Annotated in this window: 15 protein-coding genes and 1 riboswitch; of the genes, 5 read left to right on the forward strand and 10 right to left on the reverse strand. The window is 72.5% G+C overall.

Going from position 1 to position 17,662, the window contains the following annotated elements; translation table 11 throughout:
• Window positions 1-149 precede the first annotated feature (149 nt).
• Both ACQP2F_RS38795 and ACQP2F_RS38800 read left to right on the forward strand, forming a co-directional pair.
• Complete coding sequence (locus ACQP2F_RS38795; RefSeq protein WP_433296597.1) at window positions 150-1,280, forward strand: hypothetical protein; 1,131 nt, start codon at window positions 150-152, stop codon at window positions 1,278-1,280.
• Window positions 1,281-1,430: 150 nt separating this feature from the next.
• Window positions 1,431-2,573, forward strand: a complete 1,143-nt coding sequence (locus tag ACQP2F_RS38800) for a DUF2637 domain-containing protein (protein ID WP_433296599.1) — start codon at window positions 1,431-1,433, stop codon at window positions 2,571-2,573.
• 106 nt (window positions 2,574-2,679) lie between these two features.
• Here the strand turns inward: ACQP2F_RS38800 and ACQP2F_RS38805 are convergent, their stop codons facing one another.
• The 6 genes from ACQP2F_RS38805 to dxs form a co-directional block, all read right to left on the reverse strand.
• On the reverse strand, window positions 2,680-3,915 hold the full coding sequence (locus ACQP2F_RS38805; RefSeq protein ID WP_433296601.1) for a sensor histidine kinase: 1,236 nt from the start codon (window positions 3,913-3,915) through the stop codon (window positions 2,680-2,682).
• Entirely contained in the window at window positions 3,912-4,586 is a 675-nt protein-coding gene (locus ACQP2F_RS38810) for a response regulator transcription factor (protein WP_433296603.1), read from the reverse strand. Before ACQP2F_RS38810 ends, ACQP2F_RS38805 begins: the two co-directional genes overlap by 4 nt.
• Window positions 4,587-4,658: 72 nt before the next feature.
• Window positions 4,659-5,957, reverse strand: coding sequence for a hypothetical protein (locus ACQP2F_RS38815; protein ID WP_433296605.1), 1,299 nt, complete (start codon window positions 5,955-5,957; stop codon window positions 4,659-4,661).
• A 7-nt stretch (window positions 5,958-5,964) separates the two neighbouring features.
• Window positions 5,965-7,326 carry a PQQ-binding-like beta-propeller repeat protein gene (locus ACQP2F_RS38820; protein WP_433296607.1) on the reverse strand — a complete coding sequence of 454 codons (1,362 nt, stop codon included), beginning with the start codon at window positions 7,324-7,326 and terminating at the stop codon, window positions 5,965-5,967.
• 4 nt (window positions 7,327-7,330) lie between these two features.
• The gene (locus ACQP2F_RS38825) at window positions 7,331-8,647 is read right to left on the reverse strand and encodes a PQQ-binding-like beta-propeller repeat protein (RefSeq protein ID WP_433296609.1); all 1,317 of its coding nucleotides are present in this window, start codon (window positions 8,645-8,647) and stop codon (window positions 7,331-7,333) included.
• A gap of 69 nt (window positions 8,648-8,716) precedes the next feature.
• Complete coding sequence (dxs, locus tag ACQP2F_RS38830) at window positions 8,717-10,639, reverse strand: 1-deoxy-D-xylulose-5-phosphate synthase (protein ID WP_433296611.1); 1,923 nt, start codon at window positions 10,637-10,639, stop codon at window positions 8,717-8,719.
• 129 nt (window positions 10,640-10,768) lie between these two features.
• A riboswitch (ZMP/ZTP riboswitch) is annotated at window positions 10,769-10,849 on the forward strand.
• Window positions 10,850-10,863: 14 nt separating this feature from the next.
• On the opposite strand from dxs, the gene ACQP2F_RS38835 reads away from it, so the two are divergent.
• Entirely contained in the window at window positions 10,864-11,724 is an 861-nt protein-coding gene (locus tag ACQP2F_RS38835; protein ID WP_433296613.1) for a bifunctional 5,10-methylenetetrahydrofolate dehydrogenase/5,10-methenyltetrahydrofolate cyclohydrolase, read from the forward strand.
• Here ACQP2F_RS38835 and ACQP2F_RS38840 read toward each other — a convergent pair.
• Window positions 11,721-12,965, reverse strand: coding sequence for a class I SAM-dependent RNA methyltransferase (locus tag ACQP2F_RS38840; RefSeq protein WP_433296615.1), 1,245 nt, complete (start codon window positions 12,963-12,965; stop codon window positions 11,721-11,723). The two genes, ACQP2F_RS38835 and ACQP2F_RS38840, sit on opposite strands and share 4 nt — an antisense overlap.
• Window positions 12,962-14,989 (reverse strand): APC family permease, encoded by a 2,028-nt coding sequence (locus ACQP2F_RS38845; RefSeq protein WP_433296618.1) that lies wholly within the window; start codon window positions 14,987-14,989, stop codon window positions 12,962-12,964. Before ACQP2F_RS38845 ends, ACQP2F_RS38840 begins: the two co-directional genes overlap by 4 nt.
• Before the next feature lie 113 nt (window positions 14,990-15,102).
• Between ACQP2F_RS38845 and ACQP2F_RS38850 the strand changes: the two genes are divergently transcribed.
• Together ACQP2F_RS38850 and ACQP2F_RS38855 are read left to right on the forward strand one after the other, a co-directional pair.
• Complete coding sequence (locus ACQP2F_RS38850) at window positions 15,103-15,768, forward strand: potassium channel family protein (protein WP_433296620.1); 666 nt, start codon at window positions 15,103-15,105, stop codon at window positions 15,766-15,768.
• The gene (locus tag ACQP2F_RS38855; RefSeq protein WP_433307759.1) at window positions 15,765-16,451 is read left to right on the forward strand and encodes a potassium channel family protein; all 687 of its coding nucleotides are present in this window, start codon (window positions 15,765-15,767) and stop codon (window positions 16,449-16,451) included. Before ACQP2F_RS38850 ends, ACQP2F_RS38855 begins: the two co-directional genes overlap by 4 nt.
• Before the next feature lie 17 nt (window positions 16,452-16,468).
• Here the strand turns inward: ACQP2F_RS38855 and ACQP2F_RS38860 are convergent, their stop codons facing one another.
• Both ACQP2F_RS38860 and ACQP2F_RS38865 read right to left on the reverse strand, forming a co-directional pair.
• A complete protein-coding gene (locus ACQP2F_RS38860; RefSeq protein ID WP_433296623.1) occupies window positions 16,469-17,233 on the reverse strand; it encodes a DUF3159 domain-containing protein in 765 nt (254 codons plus the stop codon).
• Window positions 17,230-17,607 (reverse strand): OB-fold nucleic acid binding domain-containing protein, encoded by a 378-nt coding sequence (locus ACQP2F_RS38865; RefSeq protein WP_433296625.1) that lies wholly within the window; start codon window positions 17,605-17,607, stop codon window positions 17,230-17,232. Before ACQP2F_RS38865 ends, ACQP2F_RS38860 begins: the two co-directional genes overlap by 4 nt.
• Window positions 17,608-17,662 lie beyond the last annotated feature (55 nt).

Genomic DNA, 17,662 nt, shown 5'->3' on the forward strand with positions numbered 1-17,662 from the left:
CGACGCCCCGCACCCGCCCGGTGCGGGGCGTTGTCGCCTTCCCGGCGGTTTTGTCCGGTCGGCTGTGATCTACCGCCCGGTGGTGGGGGCTACGGCGGTTGCCCACTACCGATAGGCTCGACAACGGTCTAGCTATTGATGGAGCCCTGATGTCGCAGCCCCCGCAGCCGCCATACTCCGGCCAGCCCTACCCCGGGCAGCCTTCCTCCGGCCAGCCCTCGTCGGGTCAGCCGTATCAGGGCCAGCAGTACCCGGGACAGCAGCCCGACTACGGCAGCCAGCCCAATTACGGCGGCCAGCCGAACTATGGCGGCCAGCCCAACTACGGCGGTCAGCCGAACTACGGCGGCCAGCCCAATTACGGTGGCGAACCCAATTACGGCGGCCAGCCGGGTTACGGTGGCCAGCCCGGTTACGGCGGCCAGCCCGGTTACGGCCAGCCCAACCCCGACGTGCCGACCTCGGTGCCGCCGCAGCCGGGCTACCCGCCGACCCAGGCCTACCCGTCGTCCGGCCAACCGTCCTACGAGCAGCCGCAGTACGGTCAGCCCGAGTACGGCCAGCAGGCGTACGCGCAGTCCGACTACGGCCAGCCCGGGTTCCCGCCGCCGCCCACCCCGCCCAAGCAGAAGTCGAAGGCGCTGCCGATCGTCCTCACCGTCATCGGCATCGTGCTCGTGCTCTGCGTCGGCGGCTCGATCGCGGCCGCGATGACGCTCAAGAACAAGTCCGACGACACCACCACGAGCAGCGATCCCGTGGCCACCACCGAGCCGACCGGCCCGGCCACCCCGACCGACGAGCCCACCCAGCCCGCGGCGCAGAAGGTCACGATCGCCGCGCCCAAGACGCTGGGCGGCCGCCCGAAGCTGACCGACGAGCAGTTCGCCGGCATGGCCGACGCGCTGAAGTCGGCCCTGGGCCAGTACCCGGGCGCGACCGACTCGATCGGCGCCCTCTACGGCACCGTCGGCAAGCAGGACATCGTGGTGGTCGCCGCGGCCGAGGCCCCGGTCGACGACCCGGCCAAGACGCTCGACCAGATGTTCTCCAGCCTCGGCATCGGCGGGCTCAAGGTCTCCAGCATCTCCTCGGCCCCGACCGGCTCGCTCGGCGGCTCGGCCAAGTGCGGCACCGCCGACGCCTCCGGCACCGACATGACCCTGTGCAGCTGGGCCGACGACGGCAGCATCGGCATGCTGATCTGGTACGACAAGTCGGTGTCCAAGGCCAAGACCGAGTTCCCGAAGCTGCGGGCCCAGGTCGAGAAGAAGAGCTAGTCAAGCCGACACGCCGCCCGACACGATCACATGGTCGTCTCGCTCCCGGCACGGACCGGACTCGGTTCCGTGCCGGGAGCCTTGTTGTAACCAGCCTCGGTCAGGATGGTCCGGACCTCAGACCGTTCGAGCAGCCGAGGAGAACTTCCGGTGGTGGTCCTGCAGCACCTGCGTCGCGTCCGGTGGGCGGTTCGCGCCACCCTGTTTCTGGGCGTGGCCGCGTCGGTCGTCGCCAACGTCCTGCACGCCCTGGACAACCCGATCAGCCAGGCCATCGCCGCCTGGCCCCCACTCGCCCTGCTGCTCACCGTCGAGCTGATCTCCCGGGTCCCGGTCCACCGCCGCTGGCTGGCCGCCACCCGCCTGCTCGCCACCGCCACGATCGCCGGCATAGCCGCCTGGGTCTCGTACTGGCACATGGCCGGCGTAGCCGCCCGCTACGGCGAGACCGGCGCCTCCCCCTACTTGCTGCCCCTCTCGGTAGACGGCCTGATCGTCGTGGCCAGCATCTGCCTGGTCGAACTAGGCGGCCGCATCGCCACCCTCGAGCACACCGCCGAAGCTCCGGTCCCGGCCACCCCCGACGCCACCGCCACCGCAGTGCCCGCCACCGCGGTGGCCGCCAACGTCCGTCCCGCCGCCACCGCAGCGCCCGACACCGTCCGTCCCGCGGCCACCGCAGCGCCCGCCGCCGTCCGTCCGGCCGCCACCGGTCCCGCCGCCGGTCCCGCCACCGCGTTCGATCACGCCGCACCCGTCGAGTCGACGATTCCCGACCTGATTCCGACGCCGATGCCGGTTCGCAGCGTCCCCGCACCCGCCGCCGGCCGCAACGCCCCGATGGACCATCGCGCCCGGGCCCAGATCGCCGCCGCGCTTTCCCGCACGACCGAGTCCGCGAAGCCCGTCCCGGCCACCGCCGCCGCCCGCTCGGTCCCGGCTCAACGAGGCACCGCGGCATCCCGGGCGGCCACCAGCAAGGTCTCCGCGGCATCCCGCGCGGCCACCAGCAAGGTCTCCGCGCCATCCCGGGCAGCCACCAGCAAGGTCTCCGCGCCACCGCAGACGGCCACCAGCAAGGTCTCCGGGCCATCGCCGGCGGCCACGGGCAAGGCCACCGCGGCGTCGGTCGGCACCGCGAAGCCACGACGCACCCCGGCCGAGACCGTCGCCCTGGCCAACCAGATCAAGGCCGAACGCCCGTCGCTCACCGAGGCCGAGATCGCCGCCGAGCTGGGCATCACCGCCTCCCGCTGGCGGGCAGTGCGCCGCGAGGCCACCCAGGCCGCCTGACCACCCGGCGCGCCAAGGTGAGCAGAGCAAGGCCACCCGGGCGCGCCAAGGTGAGCAGAGCGAAGCCGGGCCAAGCCGGGCCGAGCCGGGCGAAGCCGGGCTGAGGTCAGGTGGCCAGGCCTACGTTCTTGCCGCGCGGCACCGTGGCCGACGCCGCCACCACCGGCGTCGCGTCGGCCGTCGGCAGCGCGACCGTCACCTCGAGGCCGCCGCCCGGCTGGGCCACCGCCGAGACCGTGCCGCCGTGCGCGTCGCACACCGCGCGGACGATCGAGAGGCCCAGGCCCGAGCCGCGGGAACCGGTGCGCTCCCAGCCACCGCGGCGGAAGGGCTCGAACAGGCCGGGCACGTCGGCCGGCTCGACCTCGTAGCCGGTGTTGCCGACGATCAGCCGGGCCTGGCCCTCGGCCACCGACGTGCGCAGCCACAGCTTGCCGAGCAGGTGGTTGTAGCGGATCGCGTTCTCGATCAGGTTGCCGGCCAGGCGGTCGAGCAGGCTCGGGTCGCCCACCACGTGGGCCGGCTGCAGGTCGGTCGTCACGTCCAGCTTCATGCGCTCGGCCTCCGCCTTCACCGCCGACAGCGCGTTGTAGACGCTGGTCGCCAGGTCGGCCGGGACCTTGCGGACCAGGCGGCGGCCGGACTGTGCCTCCGAGCGGGCCAGCACCAGCAGGGCGTCGACCAGGCCGTTCGCCCGCTCGGAGGCGTTGCGCACGACCTTGGCCATCCGGCGGTACTCGGCGACGTCGGCCTCGTCGTCGCTCAGGGTCACGTCGATCTCGGTGCGCATGACCGCCAGCGGGGTGCGCAGCTCGTGCGACGCGTTGGCCACGAAACGCTTCTGCGCCTCGAACGCGCCGGCCAGGCGGTCGAGCATCGCGTCGAAGGTGCGGGCCAGCTCGGCGACCTCGTCGTCCGCCCCGGAGTACCGGATGCGCTGGTCGAGCGTCTCCTCGCCGAGGCGGCGGGCGGTCTGGGTCACGGCGTGCAGCGGGCGCAGGGCGCGGCCGGCCACCGCGTACGCCCCGGCGATGCCGATGATCCCGATGGCCAGCAACGCCACCAGGCCCTTGACCAGCACCTCGCGCGACGCGCGGTCGACCAGCCCGGTCTGCCAGGTGATCGCGTCGCGGGTCGAGCCGTTGGCCAGGGTGACCGTCGAGCCGTCCTTGAGCGCGTCGACCGGGTGCATGGCGTCGCCCACCAGCAGCCAGGCGAGCAGCACCAGGATCGCGCCCGCGCCGACCAGCAGGATGCCGTTGAGCAGGGTGAGCCGCAGCCGCAGCGTGGGCCGGAGGTTGAGCTCCAGCTTGCGCCGGGTGCGGCCGAGGTAGACGGTCATGAGAGGCCGACCGGCTCGGGCACCCGGTAGCCGGCGCCGACCACGGTCTCGATCAGCGGCGGATCGCCCACCTTCTTCCGCAAGGTCATCACCGTGACCCGGACCGTGGTGGTGAACGGGTCGGTGTTCGCGTCCCACACCCGCTCGAGCAGCTCCTCGCTGGATACCACGCCGCCGCGGGCCTTGAGCAGCTCCTCCAGCACGCCGAACTCCTTGTTGGTCAGCTCGATCGGCACCCCGCCGCGGGTCACCACCCGGCGGGTCTGGTCGAGCATCAGGTTGCCGACGGTGAGCACCGGCGGGGCGGCCGGGGTGGCGCGCCGGCCGAGCGCCTGCACGCGGGCCACCAGCTCCTCGAAGGCGAACGGCTTGGCCAGGTAGTCGTCGGCGCCGAGCTGGAGGCCCTCGACCCGGTCGGCGACCGTGCCGCTCGCGGTCAGCATCAGCACCCGGGTCAGCGCGCCCGAGGCGACCAGGTCGGCGCAGATCTCGTCGCCGTGCTTGCCGGGCAGGTCACGGTCGAGGACCACGACGTCGTAACGGGTCACGTACGCCATCTCGTGGCCCTGCAATCCGTCGTACGCGACGTCGACCGCCATGCCCTTGCGCCGCAGACCCCGGGCGATCGCGTCGCACAGGTTCCGCTCGTCTTCCACCACCAGCACGCGCACCGCACGACCCTCCCGAGCAAACCGCAGGCCAACAGCCTCCATGACCCGATGTGAAGAGGCCGTAAGAGAAGGCTACCGAAGGCGCCATACGGCGACCGAGGCGTCGATCAGCCGGCAGGTCATCACCCCGCCGCCGACCTCGCAGCCGCCGGAGACGCGGTCGGCCCGGCCGAGCGGCTCGATCGAGCGGTTCGCCGGGTCGAGCAGACCGTAGTAGACCTGGTACTTGCCGGGGACGTCGCGCTTGCCGTAGATCAGTCCGTGCGGGGCGAGCCCGAGCCCCTGCCACGCGCCGAAGTCGCCGAGGACCCGGCCGGTCGCCGGGTCGAGCACGGTGAGCGAGGGCAGGTCGGCGCCCCCGTCAACCTGGCCCGAGGTCGCCAGCAGATAGGGGCCGAGCGGTTCGGCGTACCCCCACCGGTCGGAGTCCCAGAGTCGGCGCCCGGTCCCCGGGTCGAGCACCGTCATTCCCCGCTGTTGGTGGAAGGTGCAGATCACCGTGCCGCAGTCGGACTGCAGCCAGCTCTGCGACAGGTCGGCGGTGGTACGCCAGAGCCGGTGGAGGCCGGGCAGCCGGTATCCGTCGTAGCCGTGCCCGGCCGCGACCAGCAGCAGGTTGCTGACCGGCCAGATCAGCCCGTTGATCCGGTCGACGCCGACGGTGGCGGTGGTCGAGGCGATCGGCCGGCCGGTGTGCGCGTCCCAGGTCTCCAGGGCGCCGGTGCCGGTCAGGACGATCAGCCACTCGGGATAGCCGTTCCCGCTGTCGGTCTCGGCGATGAAGCCGTCGACCGGCCGCGCGACCCGCCAGCGCTCCTCGCCGGTACGCGCGTCGATCGCGACATCGCCGTCCTCCTCGCTGACCAGGACCACGCCGCCGTTTCCGGAGACGCCGATGAGCCGGGCCGGTCGCTGCCAGAGGGCGCCGCTGGTTGCGCCCGCCCGCTGCGCCACCACCTCCTGGCTGCCACTGGCGTCGATCTGATATCCCACCACCAGGATGTCGCCGACCTGCTCGACGCCGACCACCGCGCCCGCGATCGACACCGTCGTGCGGCTGACCAGCCGGGCGGCCGGGAGCCGGTAGGTGGAGATCGTGCGGGCCTGCGGGGTGCTGCTCTCCACCCCGCCGGTGCCGACCAGGAACAAGCGATTCCCGGAGAGGTACGTCGTGTCGCCGAGCCGGGCCGGGATGACGACCGGGGCCTCCGGCCGATGCCGGGCGGCCGCCCCGCCGAGCAGCGCCACCAGCACGACGGCCAGCGCGCCGAGCAGCACCCGCCAGGGCACCGGCGGCCGGGGCGCCGGGGTCTCGGCCGGCGTGGCCCGGTGATCCGGCACCTCACCGAGATCGATGACGATGTGGCTCACGAGGATTTCATTGTGCGCGGTATCGCCAGAACTGAAGACCCTCGTTGCCGCGGCACATCACGTAGCGCGCTCCGGCCGTGCAGTCGCTGACCGGCCCGGCGCTCGCCCCGAGCAGCTGGACCCGGCCGCCGGACACGACCCCGAAGGCGCTGCGCCCGGCGTCGAGCGCGCGGCGGACCACGAGCGGCAGCTCGACGTCGTCGGTGATCCCGCCGAACCACCCGGCGAGATCGACCCGGGTCGCGCCGGTCGCCGGGTCGACCAGCCGCACCGGGTTGCCGGAGTCGATGTCGACCTCGACCACGTAGCCGCTCTGCACGGTGAGGTCGACGGTGGCGGGCGCGTGCCAGGCGGTCCGGCCGGTGGCGGGGTCGAGCACCTCGAGGTTCGTGCGCGGCCCGGCGCACAGCACGCCGGCACAACCGGGCGGGTCGAGCAGCACCTCGGGCACCGCGCGCTGCCAGCGCTTCTCGAGCGTGTCCGGCGCGTAGCCGACCTCCTGCCCGGCCGCGCCGTACGCGCCGTAGCGGACCACCAGCATGCCGCCGGCGAGCTCGCCGCCGGTCGGGCCGACCTTGCCGATCTTGGGCAGCGCGACGCTGCGCGTAATGGCGCCGGTGTTCCCGTCGATCCGGTCGAGGCGGTCGGAGGCGACGACGAGCACGGCCGGGTCGTTCCCGGGGGCCGGCAGCACGTTCACCGAGCCGGGCAGCGCGACCGTCCAGCGGTCGGCGCCGGTGCGCAGGTCGACGCCGTGCACCTCGGTACGCACCGGCGGCTCGGTGTGCGGCTCGCCGGTCGACGAGAAGTAGAGCAGGCCCGGGTCACCGGAGGCCTGGTCATAGACCGTGCCGGGCCGGAACACCTGGGTGATGGAGAGCCCGTTCCGGTTGCCGGGCAGCGCGCCGACCGTGACCGGGGAGCGCCAAAGGACGTGGCCGCTGCGGGCGTCCACCGCCGTAGTCGCCGGCCCGTCGGTGAAGAGCACCTGGTCGCCGGCCGGATGGGCGTCGGCGCCGCCGAAGCCGACGTCGTCGGGGGTGGTCCGGCGGGCCGGATAGGTGACGCTCCACAGCTTGCGCGGCGGGTCGCCGACCTGCCAGGCGGTGGCGCTGCGCTCGGCACCGAGCACGGTCATCGTGTAGACGCGGTCGCCGGCCAGCCGGGACTGCGCGCCGCCGCTCTCGACCGCGGGCACGGCGCCGAGATAGCGCCAGACCGTGGGTCCGGCGGGGGCGGCGCCGCCGAGGGCGAGCAGCAGGACGGCGGCGAGCGCCAGGCCGGGCAGGCGGTAGCGGTAGGCGGGTGGGATCGAGCGGCGTGGTGACGGCTCGGGCTGGGCGGTCAGGTCCAGCTCGATCAACGCCAAGGCCTCAACCCTCCTGATACGACTCCTGGTACGACCAGACGACCAGCTCGCCGTACATCGTGCGGCACACCAGCCGGCTGGGTGCGGCCTGGCAGTCCCCGGTACCCGCCGGCAGGGCGCCGAGCACCCGCGGCCGTGCGTCGCCCGGGCGGGCGACGGCGACCATGGTACGACCCCGGGTGTCGGCGGCCCGGACGAGCAGCAGGTTGCCGTCCTCCCCGCCCCCGGTCACCGGCCGCCAGCCGCGCAGCGAGAGCCGGAGGGCGCCGGTCTCGACGTCGACCACGCCGAGCGGGATGGTGCCGTCGGTGCCGCCGTAGGCGACGAAGAGCGTCCCGAACTGCTCGATCTCCTGCCATCCGCGCCGGGTCCAGAGGGTGTCCCCGGTCGCCGGGTCGATCGCGCGCACCCCACCCGCGCCGCTCAGGCAGGCAAGAACACCACAAGCCTGCATCTGGTACGAGCTTCCGGCCGGCTCGGTCCACAGCTGCTTGAGCGTGACCGGGTCGTACGCCGAGATCTCCGCCCCCGCCTCACCCGGGTGCCGCAGCAGGATCTTGCCGTCCGCCACCACGGGATTGTCCGGGTTGTAGTCGGCGGCCGGCACCTTGGCCGTGGCCAGCAGCTTGCCGGTGTCGAGGTCGTGCACGGCGAACGTCCGGTTGTCGTGCACCAGCAGCATGCGGGAGCTTTCGTCGGCGACGCCGGGCACGCCGAGCAGGACGGCGGTGGACGGCACCGGCACCGTCCACAGGGTGCGCCCGGTCGTCGAGTCGACGGCCTCGATCGGGCCCTGCACCCGGCGGCCGGTGCCGGTGAGGCTGCGCACCGACGAGACCGCGAGCAGCCGGGACGAGCCGGCCACGGTGATCACGTTGCCCGGCCGCTCCCACTGGGAGGCACCGGTGAAGACCGAGACCGCGGTCGTGCCCGGCTCGGTGGCCCCGGTCGTCCACGGGCGCATGAGGACGAGGTCTTCGCTCAGCCGCAGCCGGTACGCCGGGGTCGATTGCCCGGCCTGCCACCGCATCTGGCCGCTGGTCAGGTCGTACGAGGTCAGGAGCCCGAAGGTTTGGGCGAGCAGCTGGCCGTCACCGCTCAGCGCGTAGGTGTCGGCCGGCCCGACCTGGAGCCGGAAGATCGTCGCCAGCGGGGACCGGGCCGGCGCGACCGAGCCCGCGGTCAGCATCAGCACGACCACGGCCAGGATCGCGGCCGGGAACCACAGCGGCACCGTCGGCCGGCCCGGGGAGTCGTACGTCGGCGGTTCGCCGCGCTCGAGCCCAAGATCGATAACGACCATGCCGGCGGTGTCTTCCATCGCCTAAAAATAACGAGTGCATAACGGAAGCGCCGTTGTGCCGCCCGCTTTGCGGTACTTCCGGAGTTTTTACGGCAAGGTCTGCGGCTCGGCCGCCTCCTCCAGACGGGACACCCACTCGGTCACGTCGCGGGCGATGTCCTGCGCGGTCAGGCCCAGCGCGGCCAGGATCTCGGCCCGGGTGCCGTGCGGGTGGAAGCCGGTGGGCACGCCGAAGTCGCGCAGCGGCAAATCCACGGCCGCGTCGCGCAGGGCGCTGGCCACGGCGTCGCCGACCCCGCCGGCCCGGATGCCGTCCTCGAGGGTGACGACCATGCGGTGCCCGCCGGCCAGACCGACGAGCTCGACCGGGACCGGGCGGACCCAGCGCGGGTCGACCACCGTGACGCCGTAGCCCTGCTCGGCCAGCCGGTCGGCGACCTCGAGGCCGAGACCGGCGAAGGAGCCGACCGCGATCAGGAGGACGTCCTTCCGGTCGCTCTCGCGCAGCACGTCGACCTGGCCGAGGCGGCGCACGGCGGGAGTCGCGGGCGCCACGGACCCGGTCGGGAACCGTACGATCGTCGGCCCGTCGTCGACCGCGACCGCCTCGCGCAGCTCCTCGCGCAGGGTGTCCGCGTCGCGCGGCGCCGCGATGCGCAGGCCCGGCACCACGCCGAAGACGCTCATGTCCCAGATGCCGTAGTGGCTCGGGCCGTCCGGCCCGGTGACGCCCGCGCGGTCGAGCACGATGGTGACCGGCAGCCGGTGCATGGCGATATCGAGCAGCACCTGGTCGAAGGCGCGGTTGAGGAACGTGGCGTAGACGGCGACGACCGGGTGCAGCCCGCCCATCGCCAGGCCGGCCGCGCTGGTGGCGGCGTGCTGCTCGGCGATGCCCACGTCGTAGACCCGGTCGGGGTGCTTGCGGGCGAGCGCGGCGATGCCGGTCGGCTCGGCCATGGCGGCGGTGATGCCGACGATGTCCGGCCGCTCGTCGGCGATCTTCACCAGCTCCTCGGCGAAGACGTGCGTCCACTTCACCGACGGCTTGGCCAGCAGCTTGCCGGTCTCGACGTCGAAGGCGCTGCCCGGGCCGTGCAGGCGGTCGGCCTCGTCGAGCTCGGCCGGCCGGTAGCCGTAGCCCTTGCGGGTCACCGCGTGCACGATGACCGGCGCGTTGAAGCCCTTGGCCCGCCGCAGCGCCGACTCCATCGCCTCCACGTCGTGGCCGTCGACCGGCCCGATGTACTTCAGGCCGAGGTCCTCGAACATCGGCTGCGGGCTGACCGCGTCCTTGATGCCCTTCTTGACCGCGTGCAGCACCTCGTAGACCGGCTTGCCCACCACCGGCGTCGAGCCGAGCGCTTCCTTCACCAGGTCGAGCACCCGCTCGTAGCCCGGGTTGAGCCGCAGCGTCGACAGGTGGTCGGCCAGCCCGCCGATCGTCGGCGCGTACGAGCGCCCGTTGTCGTTGACGACGATGACCAGCCGGTTCTTCGCGGCCGCGATGTTGTTGAGCGCCTCCCAGCACATGCCGCCGGTGAGCGCGCCGTCGCCGACCACCGCCACCACATGGCGATCCTCACCCCGCAGCGCGTACGCCTTCGACATGCCATCGGCGTAGGAGAGAGCGGTCGAGGCATGCGAGTTCTCGATCAGGTCGTGCTCGCTCTCGGCCTGGCTCGGGTAGCCGGACAGCCCGCCGCGCTGGCGCAGCAGGTCGAAGCCGTCCTGGCGGCCGGTGACAATCTTGTGCACGTACGCCTGGTGGCCGGTGTCGAAGAGCAGGCTGTCCCGCGGGGAGTCGAAGACCCGGTGCAGCGCCAGCGTCGTCTCCACGATGCCCAGGTTGGGCCCGAGGTGACCGCCGGTGCGCGACACCTTGGCCACCAGGAAGTCGCGGATCTCGGCGGCCAGCAGCGTCAGCTGCTCGGGGGTCAGGCGCTTGAGGTCACCCGGACAGGTGATGGACGCCAGCAGGCCGGTCGAGGCGGGGTGGGCTTCGCTCATGGCTGCGAAGTCTATCGGCGCTGCGTGTGCACGCACGCCGCGCGAACGGTCAGAGCCTGGTCCTACACACAACCTGCACATTGCCGCGAACGGTGAGTTCCCTCACAGCCCGGTCGGTATGGCATCCTTGAACGCCTGCGCAACTGGCGGCAAGGGATGGGTCAACCATCGGGGAGCCGGCCACGGGAGTCGACCGCCTGGGTTCCCGTGCCGAGGAGATATTCATGCCTTCGACCGCCCGCCTGCTGCCCGGCGCTCCCGTCGCCGAGGCCGTGCTCGCCGACGTCACCGCCCGCGCGGCCCGCCTCCGCGAGCGGGGCATCACGCCGAGCCTGGCCACGATCCTGGTCGGCGACGACGACGCGAGCGCCGGCTACATCCGCATCAAGCAGCGCCAGGCCGCCGACCTCGGCTTCGACTCGCCGCACCGCCACCTGCCGGCCGCCACCACCCAGGACGAGCTGCTCCGGGTGATCGCCGAGTTCAACGCCGACAAGGCCGTGCACGGCGTGCTCATCCAGTACCCGATCCCCGCCCACCTCGACTACGACGCCGCCCTGCTGACCCTCGACCCCGACAAGGACGTCGACGGCATGCACCCGCTCAACATGGGCCGCCTGGCGCTGGGCATGCCCGGCCCGCTCCCGTGCACCCCCGCCGGCATCGAGGCGCTGCTCGCCCACTACGAGATCCCGGTCGCCGGCCGCGAGGTCGTCATCCTCGGCCGCGGCGCCACGCTCGGCCGCCCGCTGGCGATGCTGCTGGCCCAGAAGCGCCCCACCGCCAACGCCGCCGTCACCGTCGTGCACACCGGCGTGGCCGACTGGCCCCGCTACACCCAGCGGGCCGACATCCTGGTCGCGGCGGCCGGCGTCCCCGGCATCATCCGCCCCGAGCACGTGAAGCCCGGCGCCGTCGTCATCGGCGCCGGCGTCCGCTACGAGGGCCGCCGCCTGCTGCCCGACGTGGACGAGTCGTGCGCCGAGGTGGCCGGCGCCATCACTCCTAGGGTGGGCGGCGTGGGCCCCACCACCGTCGCCATGCTCTTCCGCAACGTCATCGAGGCCGCCGAGCGCGCGAACTAGGGTTCCAGCAGCGCGACGCACTCCACGTGCTGGGTCATCGGGAAGCAGTCGAAGGCGCGCAGCCCGGCCAGCCGCCAGCCGGCCGCCCGGAAGGTGGCCACGTCGCGGGCCAGGGCGGCCGGGTCGCAGGCCACGTAGGCCACCGCACGCGGCCGGGCCGCGGCGATTGCCTTCACGACCCGGGCGCCGGCGCCGGCGCGCGGCGGGTCCAGCACCACCAGGTCGACCGGCCCGGTGACCCGGCGGCGGTGCAGGGCGGGCTCGACCCGGGCCTCCACGACCTCGACCGTGGGCAGGTCGGTGAGGTTGGCCCGGGCCGCGGCGCACCCCAGCGGGGACGACTCGACCAGCGTGGTGCGGGCGCCGGTCCGCTCGGTCACGGCCGCGGCGAAGAGGCCGGCGCCGCCGTAGAGGTCCCAGGAGACCTCGCCCGGCGCCGGGGCGAGCAGGTCGAGCACGGCGCCGGCCAGCGTGTCGGCGGCGGCCGGGTGGATCTGCCAGAAGCTCTCGGGCGGCAGCGACCAGCGCCGGCCCACCGCCTTCTCCACGACCTCCGCCGGCCCGGCCGACGGTCCACGGGTGGCGACCGGCGCATCGAGGAGGTCGTCGAACGGAAGGGTGCCGCCGCCGGACGGGCGGGTCTGCACGGCGACGTCACCGCCGGCGGAGGCGACCGCCTCGACCGCGTCGTCGTCCGGCCAGGACCGCTCGAGCAGGTCCAACCCCTGGATGGCGGGGTGCGCGATCAGGCAGCGGTCGATCGGCACCACCTGATGGGAACGGTGCTGGAGCAGGCCGGCCCGGCCGGCCGCGTCGACGGCGTAGCGGACCCGGCTCCGCCAGCCCAGCAGGCCGCCGGGGAGGGCTTCCACGCGTACCGGGAAATCGCCCAGGCCGGCCAGGCGCCCGAGCTGCTCGCGGACCACCGCGCCCTTCCACCGCAGCTGGGCATCGCCGGAGGCGTGCTGAAGGTCGCAGCCACCGCAAGCACCGGGATGCGCGTAGGGACAAGGGGGTTGCACGCGATCCGGCGAGGCCTCCAGGACCTCGACCGCATCGGCCCGCAGATAGCTCCGATGCCGCTCGGTGATCTCGGCGATCACCCGCTCACCCGGCAGGGCATGGCGGACGAAGAACACGCGGTTGTCGAGCCGGGCCACGCAATGGCCACCGTGGGCGGGCGCGCCCACCTCCAGCTCCACCCGATCCCCTTCGACCAGGTCCACGCTGGGGTCGGTCATGTGCGCGCTTCCTCGTTCGTGGTCTCGCCTGAGGTGGGATGCGTCCGCGGGCCCCGCGACGGGCCCCGGCTCAGCGTGCGGTCGAAGCGCTCGAGGTCGCGGTCCTGGCTGGAGCGCAGCTGCCAGGGCACGCTGGTCACCATCACGCCCGGCTCGAACAGCAGCCGGCCCTTGATGCGCAGGGCGCTCTGGTTGTGCAGCAGGTTCTCCCACCAGCGGCCCACCACGTACTCGGGCACGAAGACGGTGACCACGTCGCGCGGTGAGCCGCGCCGGATGCCCTTGACGAAGTCGATGATCGGGCGGGAGATCTCCCGGTACGGCGAGTCGACCACCGTGAGCGGGACCGGTATCTGCCGGCGCTCCCACTCGTCCTGGATCGCCCGGGTGTCCTTGTCGTCGACGTTGACGGTGAGCGCGGTGAGCGTGTCGGGCCGGGTCGCCTGGGCGTAGGCCACCGCGCGCAGCGTCGGCATGTGCACCTTGCTGACCAGCACGACCGCGTGGTTCCGGCTGGGCAGCACCGGCCGCTCGTCGGTGGGCTGCAGCTCCTGCGCGACCCGGGTGTAGTGCTTGTGGATGCCGAGCATGGTGACGTAGATGACGAGCATCGCGGCGATCGCGATCCAGGCCCCGAGCAGGAACTTGGTGACCAGCACGACGATCAGCACGGCGCCGGTGAGACCCATGCCGAACGCGTTGATGGCCCGCGAGCGGATCATCTTGGCCCGCCGGGCCGGATCTCGCTGGGTGCGCAGCAGCCGGTTCCAGTGCCGGATCATGCCGCCCTGCGACAGCGTGAACGACACGAACACGCCCACGATGTAGAGCTGGATGAGCCGGGTCACCTCGGCCTGGAACGCCACCACCAGCACGATCGCCGCGATCGCCAGGAAGATGATGCCGTTGGAGAAGGCCAGCCGGTCGCCGCGGGTGTGCAGCTGGCGCGGCAGGTACCGGTCCTGGGCCAGGATCGAGCCGAGCACCGGGAAGCCGTTGAAGGCGGTGTTCGCGGCCAGGAACAGGATCAGGGCGGTGACCGCGCCGACCACGTACAGCAGGAAGCCGTGCCCGAAGACCGTCTCGCCGAGCTGGGCGGTGACCGTCTTCTGGTCGTAGTTGGGCGGCCCGGAGACGATCTGCGTGGTCGGGTCCTCGACGTACTGCAGGTGGGTCAGGCGGGAGAGCACGATGATGCCGACCAGCATGATGATCGCGATGGCGCCGAGCAGCATCAGCGTGGTCGCCGCGTTCTTGCTCTTGGGCGGCTTGAACGCGGGCACGCCGTTGGAGATGGCCTCGACGCCGGTCAGCGCCGCGCAGCCGGAGGAGAAGGTGCGCAGCAGCAGGTACGCAAACGCGAAGCTGGTCAGGTTGCTGTGCTCGGCGGTGATCACCAGATCGGCGCTCGGCGCGCGCAGGTCCTGGCCGAGGACGAAGACGCGGAACAGGCCGGTGAGGATCATGCCGACGATGACGATGATGAAGGCGTACGTCGGAATCGCGAAGGCCGTCCCCGACTCGCGCAGGCCCCGCAGGTTCAGCGCCGTCAGGATGGCGATGGCGCCGACCGCGATGGGCACCTTGTGGTCGGCCACGAAGGGCACCACCGAGCCCAGGTTGTTCACGCCCGAGGCGGTCGACACCGCGACCGTCAGGATGTAGTCGACCAGCAGCGCGCTGGCGACGCCGAGGCCGGCCCGCGGACCGAGGTTGACCGTGGCCACCTCGTAGTCGCCGCCGCCCGAGGGGTACGCGTGCACGTTCTGCCGGTAGCTGGCGACCACCGTGATCATCACGATGGCCACGGCCAGGGTGATCCAGGGCGAGATCACGAAGGCGCCGGCGCCCGCGATCGAGAGCGTCAGGAGGATCTCGTCGGGCGCGTACGCCACGCTCGACAGCGCGTCGCTGGCGAAGACGGGCAGCGCGATCCGCTTGGGCAGCAGCGTGTGCTGCAGCTTGTCGGAGCGGAACGGTCTGCCCAGCAGCAGCCGCTTGGCGAGGGAGGTCGTACTGGCCACGAGTGCCAAGGGTACGGCCGCACGCCGGGCCGCGTACCCCGCCCCGGCCGCCGCCCGTCGCGGGCACATGGCACGCTCACACATGTGAGCATTGATCCGGGAGGGCGCGACGCGTGCACGTGGTGATCATGGGGTGTGGCCGGCTCGGCTCCACGCTCGCCCAGAACCTCGAGACCCGGGGCCATTCGGTCGCGGTGATCGATCAGAACTCGGACGCCTTCCGGCGGCTCGGCGCCGACTTCGGCGGCATCACGGTGACCGGCATCGGCTTCGACCGGGACGTGCTCCGCTCGGCCGGCATCGAGCGGGCCGACGCGTTCGCGGCGGTCTCCAGCGGCGACAACTCCAACATCATCTCGGCCCGGCTCGCGCGCGAGACGTTCGGCGTCTCCCGGGTCGTGGCCCGCATCTACGACGCCCGCCGGGCCCAGGTCTACGAGCGGCTGGGGATCCCCACGGTGGCCACCATCCGCTGGGCCGCCGACCGCATGGTCCGGCACCTGGTGCCCGAGGGCACGGTCGAGGTCTTCCGCGACCCGACCAGCGTGGTCTCGATCGTCGAGGTGCCGCTGCACCGCGACTGGGTCGGCCGCACGCTCAAGGCGCTGGAGGAGGTCACCGGCGCCCGGGTGGCCTACCTGATGCGCTTCGGGATGGGCACGCTGGGCACCGCGTCCACCGTCATCCAGGACGGCGACCAGGTCTTCATGCTGGTCACCGACGACACCGTCGGCACCGTGCTCGACCTCGCCTCGGGCTCGCAGAGGGAAGGGCACTGACCATGCGGATCGCCATCGCCGGGGCCGGCAACGTGGGCCGGTCGATCGCGCAGGAGCTGATCGGCAACGGCCACCGGGTCATGCTGATCGAGCGGCAGCCCCGCCAGCTGCGCCCGGAGCGGGTGCCGGAGGCCGAGTGGGTGCTCGCCGACGCGTGCGAGCTGTCCAGCCTCGAGGAGGCGGACGTGGCCGGGTGCGACGTGGTGGTGGCCGCCACCGGTGACGACAAGGCCAATCTGGTGGTCTCGCTGCTGGCCAAGACCGAGTTCGCGGTGCCGCGGGTGGTGGCCCGGGTCAACCGGGCCGAGAACGAGTGGCTCTTCACCGAGCAGTGGGGCGTCGACGTGGCGGTCAGCAAGCCGCGCTTGATGGCGGCGCTGGTCGAGGAGGCGGTCACGGTCGGCGATCTGGTACGCCTGATGACCTTCCGCCAGGGCGAGGCCAACCTGGTCGAGATCACCCTTCCCCGGCATGCACCGTACGAGGGGAAGCCCGTCCGCAGTGTGCCGCTGCCCCGCGACGCGGCCCTCGTGGCGATCCTGCGCGGCAAGCGTGTCGTGGTGCCGACCGCGGACGACCCGCTCGAGGCCGGCGACGAGCTGATCTTCGTCTGCACCACCGAGGTCGAGGACCAGATCCGGGCCGTCGTGCTGGGCAGCGAGGGCCGGGAGATGGGCGCTTAAGCCGAGTTGACCGCGGCCTAGGCCGGTGCAGCCTTCTGTGTGCTGGTCACACGATGGATGGCCCACGCGGTGAAGGCGAACGTGGCGGCGTAGATCGGCCAGCTGATCAGGATGCGGACGATGCCGAGCGCGTTCGCCTCGCCGAGGGCCCACAGGTAGTACTGGATGCCGGCCCGGATGCTGAGCGAGACGACCCAGACCAGGGTCAGCCACTGGAACGTGCGGAACAGGCGGGCGTTGCCGAACCAGTCCTGGTGGCCCTTGTTCGCCATGATCCCCCACGCGTACCCGATGATGGGCTTGCGCACCACCACCGAGAGCAGCAGCACCGCGGCCTGACCGAAGGTCAGCAGGATGCCGGGCAGGTAGAAGTTCTTCGCCTCGCCGGTGCGCCAGGCCAGGAACGCGCCGATGGCGATGCCGAACAGGCCGTTGACCGCGTGCCGGACCGGCTCCTTGCGGATCAGGCGGTAGACGCCGATGCCGACGGCCGAGGTCACCGAGCCGGCCAGCGCCCAGTAGAGCGCCGTCTGCTTGTCGAGACCGACCACCGCGTCCCCGAGGACGACGTTGAGCAGCACGAACACGAGGACGGGCAGGCTCGACTCGATGAGCCCGCGCACGCCGCCCAGCTGCTCGGCGATCTGCTCGCTCATCGACGGGAGAGGCTCCTCCTCGTCGGAGGGAACCTCGTGGAGCTCAAGCTCCTCGACGACCTCCTCGGCGAGCCGTTCCTCCACGGTTTCGTGCGCGGCGTGACGCGGCTCGCTGCCGGGTGTCACCGGGGCGCCTCCAGCTCGTAGTACGGGTTGTAGATCACCTTGCGGTCGTCCCGGACGGCGATGCGGCCGCGCGCGGTGAGCTGCCGCCCCGGCTCGATGCCGGCGATCGACCGGCGACCCAGGAAGACGAGCGTGACCACGTCGCTGCCGTCGTAGAGGTCGGCCTCCAGCGTCGGCAGGTTGGTGCGAGGAGTGTACGCCACCGTGCGCAACCGGCCCGACACGGAGACGACCTGCCCCCGCGTGCACTGGCCGGCCGGCATCGCGCCGCACTTGGCGCTCTCCCGCTGCAGCTGCTCCGCATCCAGCTCGGAGTCGGACGCGGTCAACCGATCGAAGAACTTGCGCAGGCTCGTGCGCTCGTCGGTCGTCATGACCCTCTCCCTGCTCGCACGTTCCGAGGAACGGCCGCCCCGACGGGGATTCGTG

The organism is Actinoplanes sp. CA-030573, assembly GCF_050951115.1.
In the GTDB taxonomy this organism is placed as follows: domain Bacteria; phylum Actinomycetota; class Actinomycetes; order Mycobacteriales; family Micromonosporaceae; genus Actinoplanes.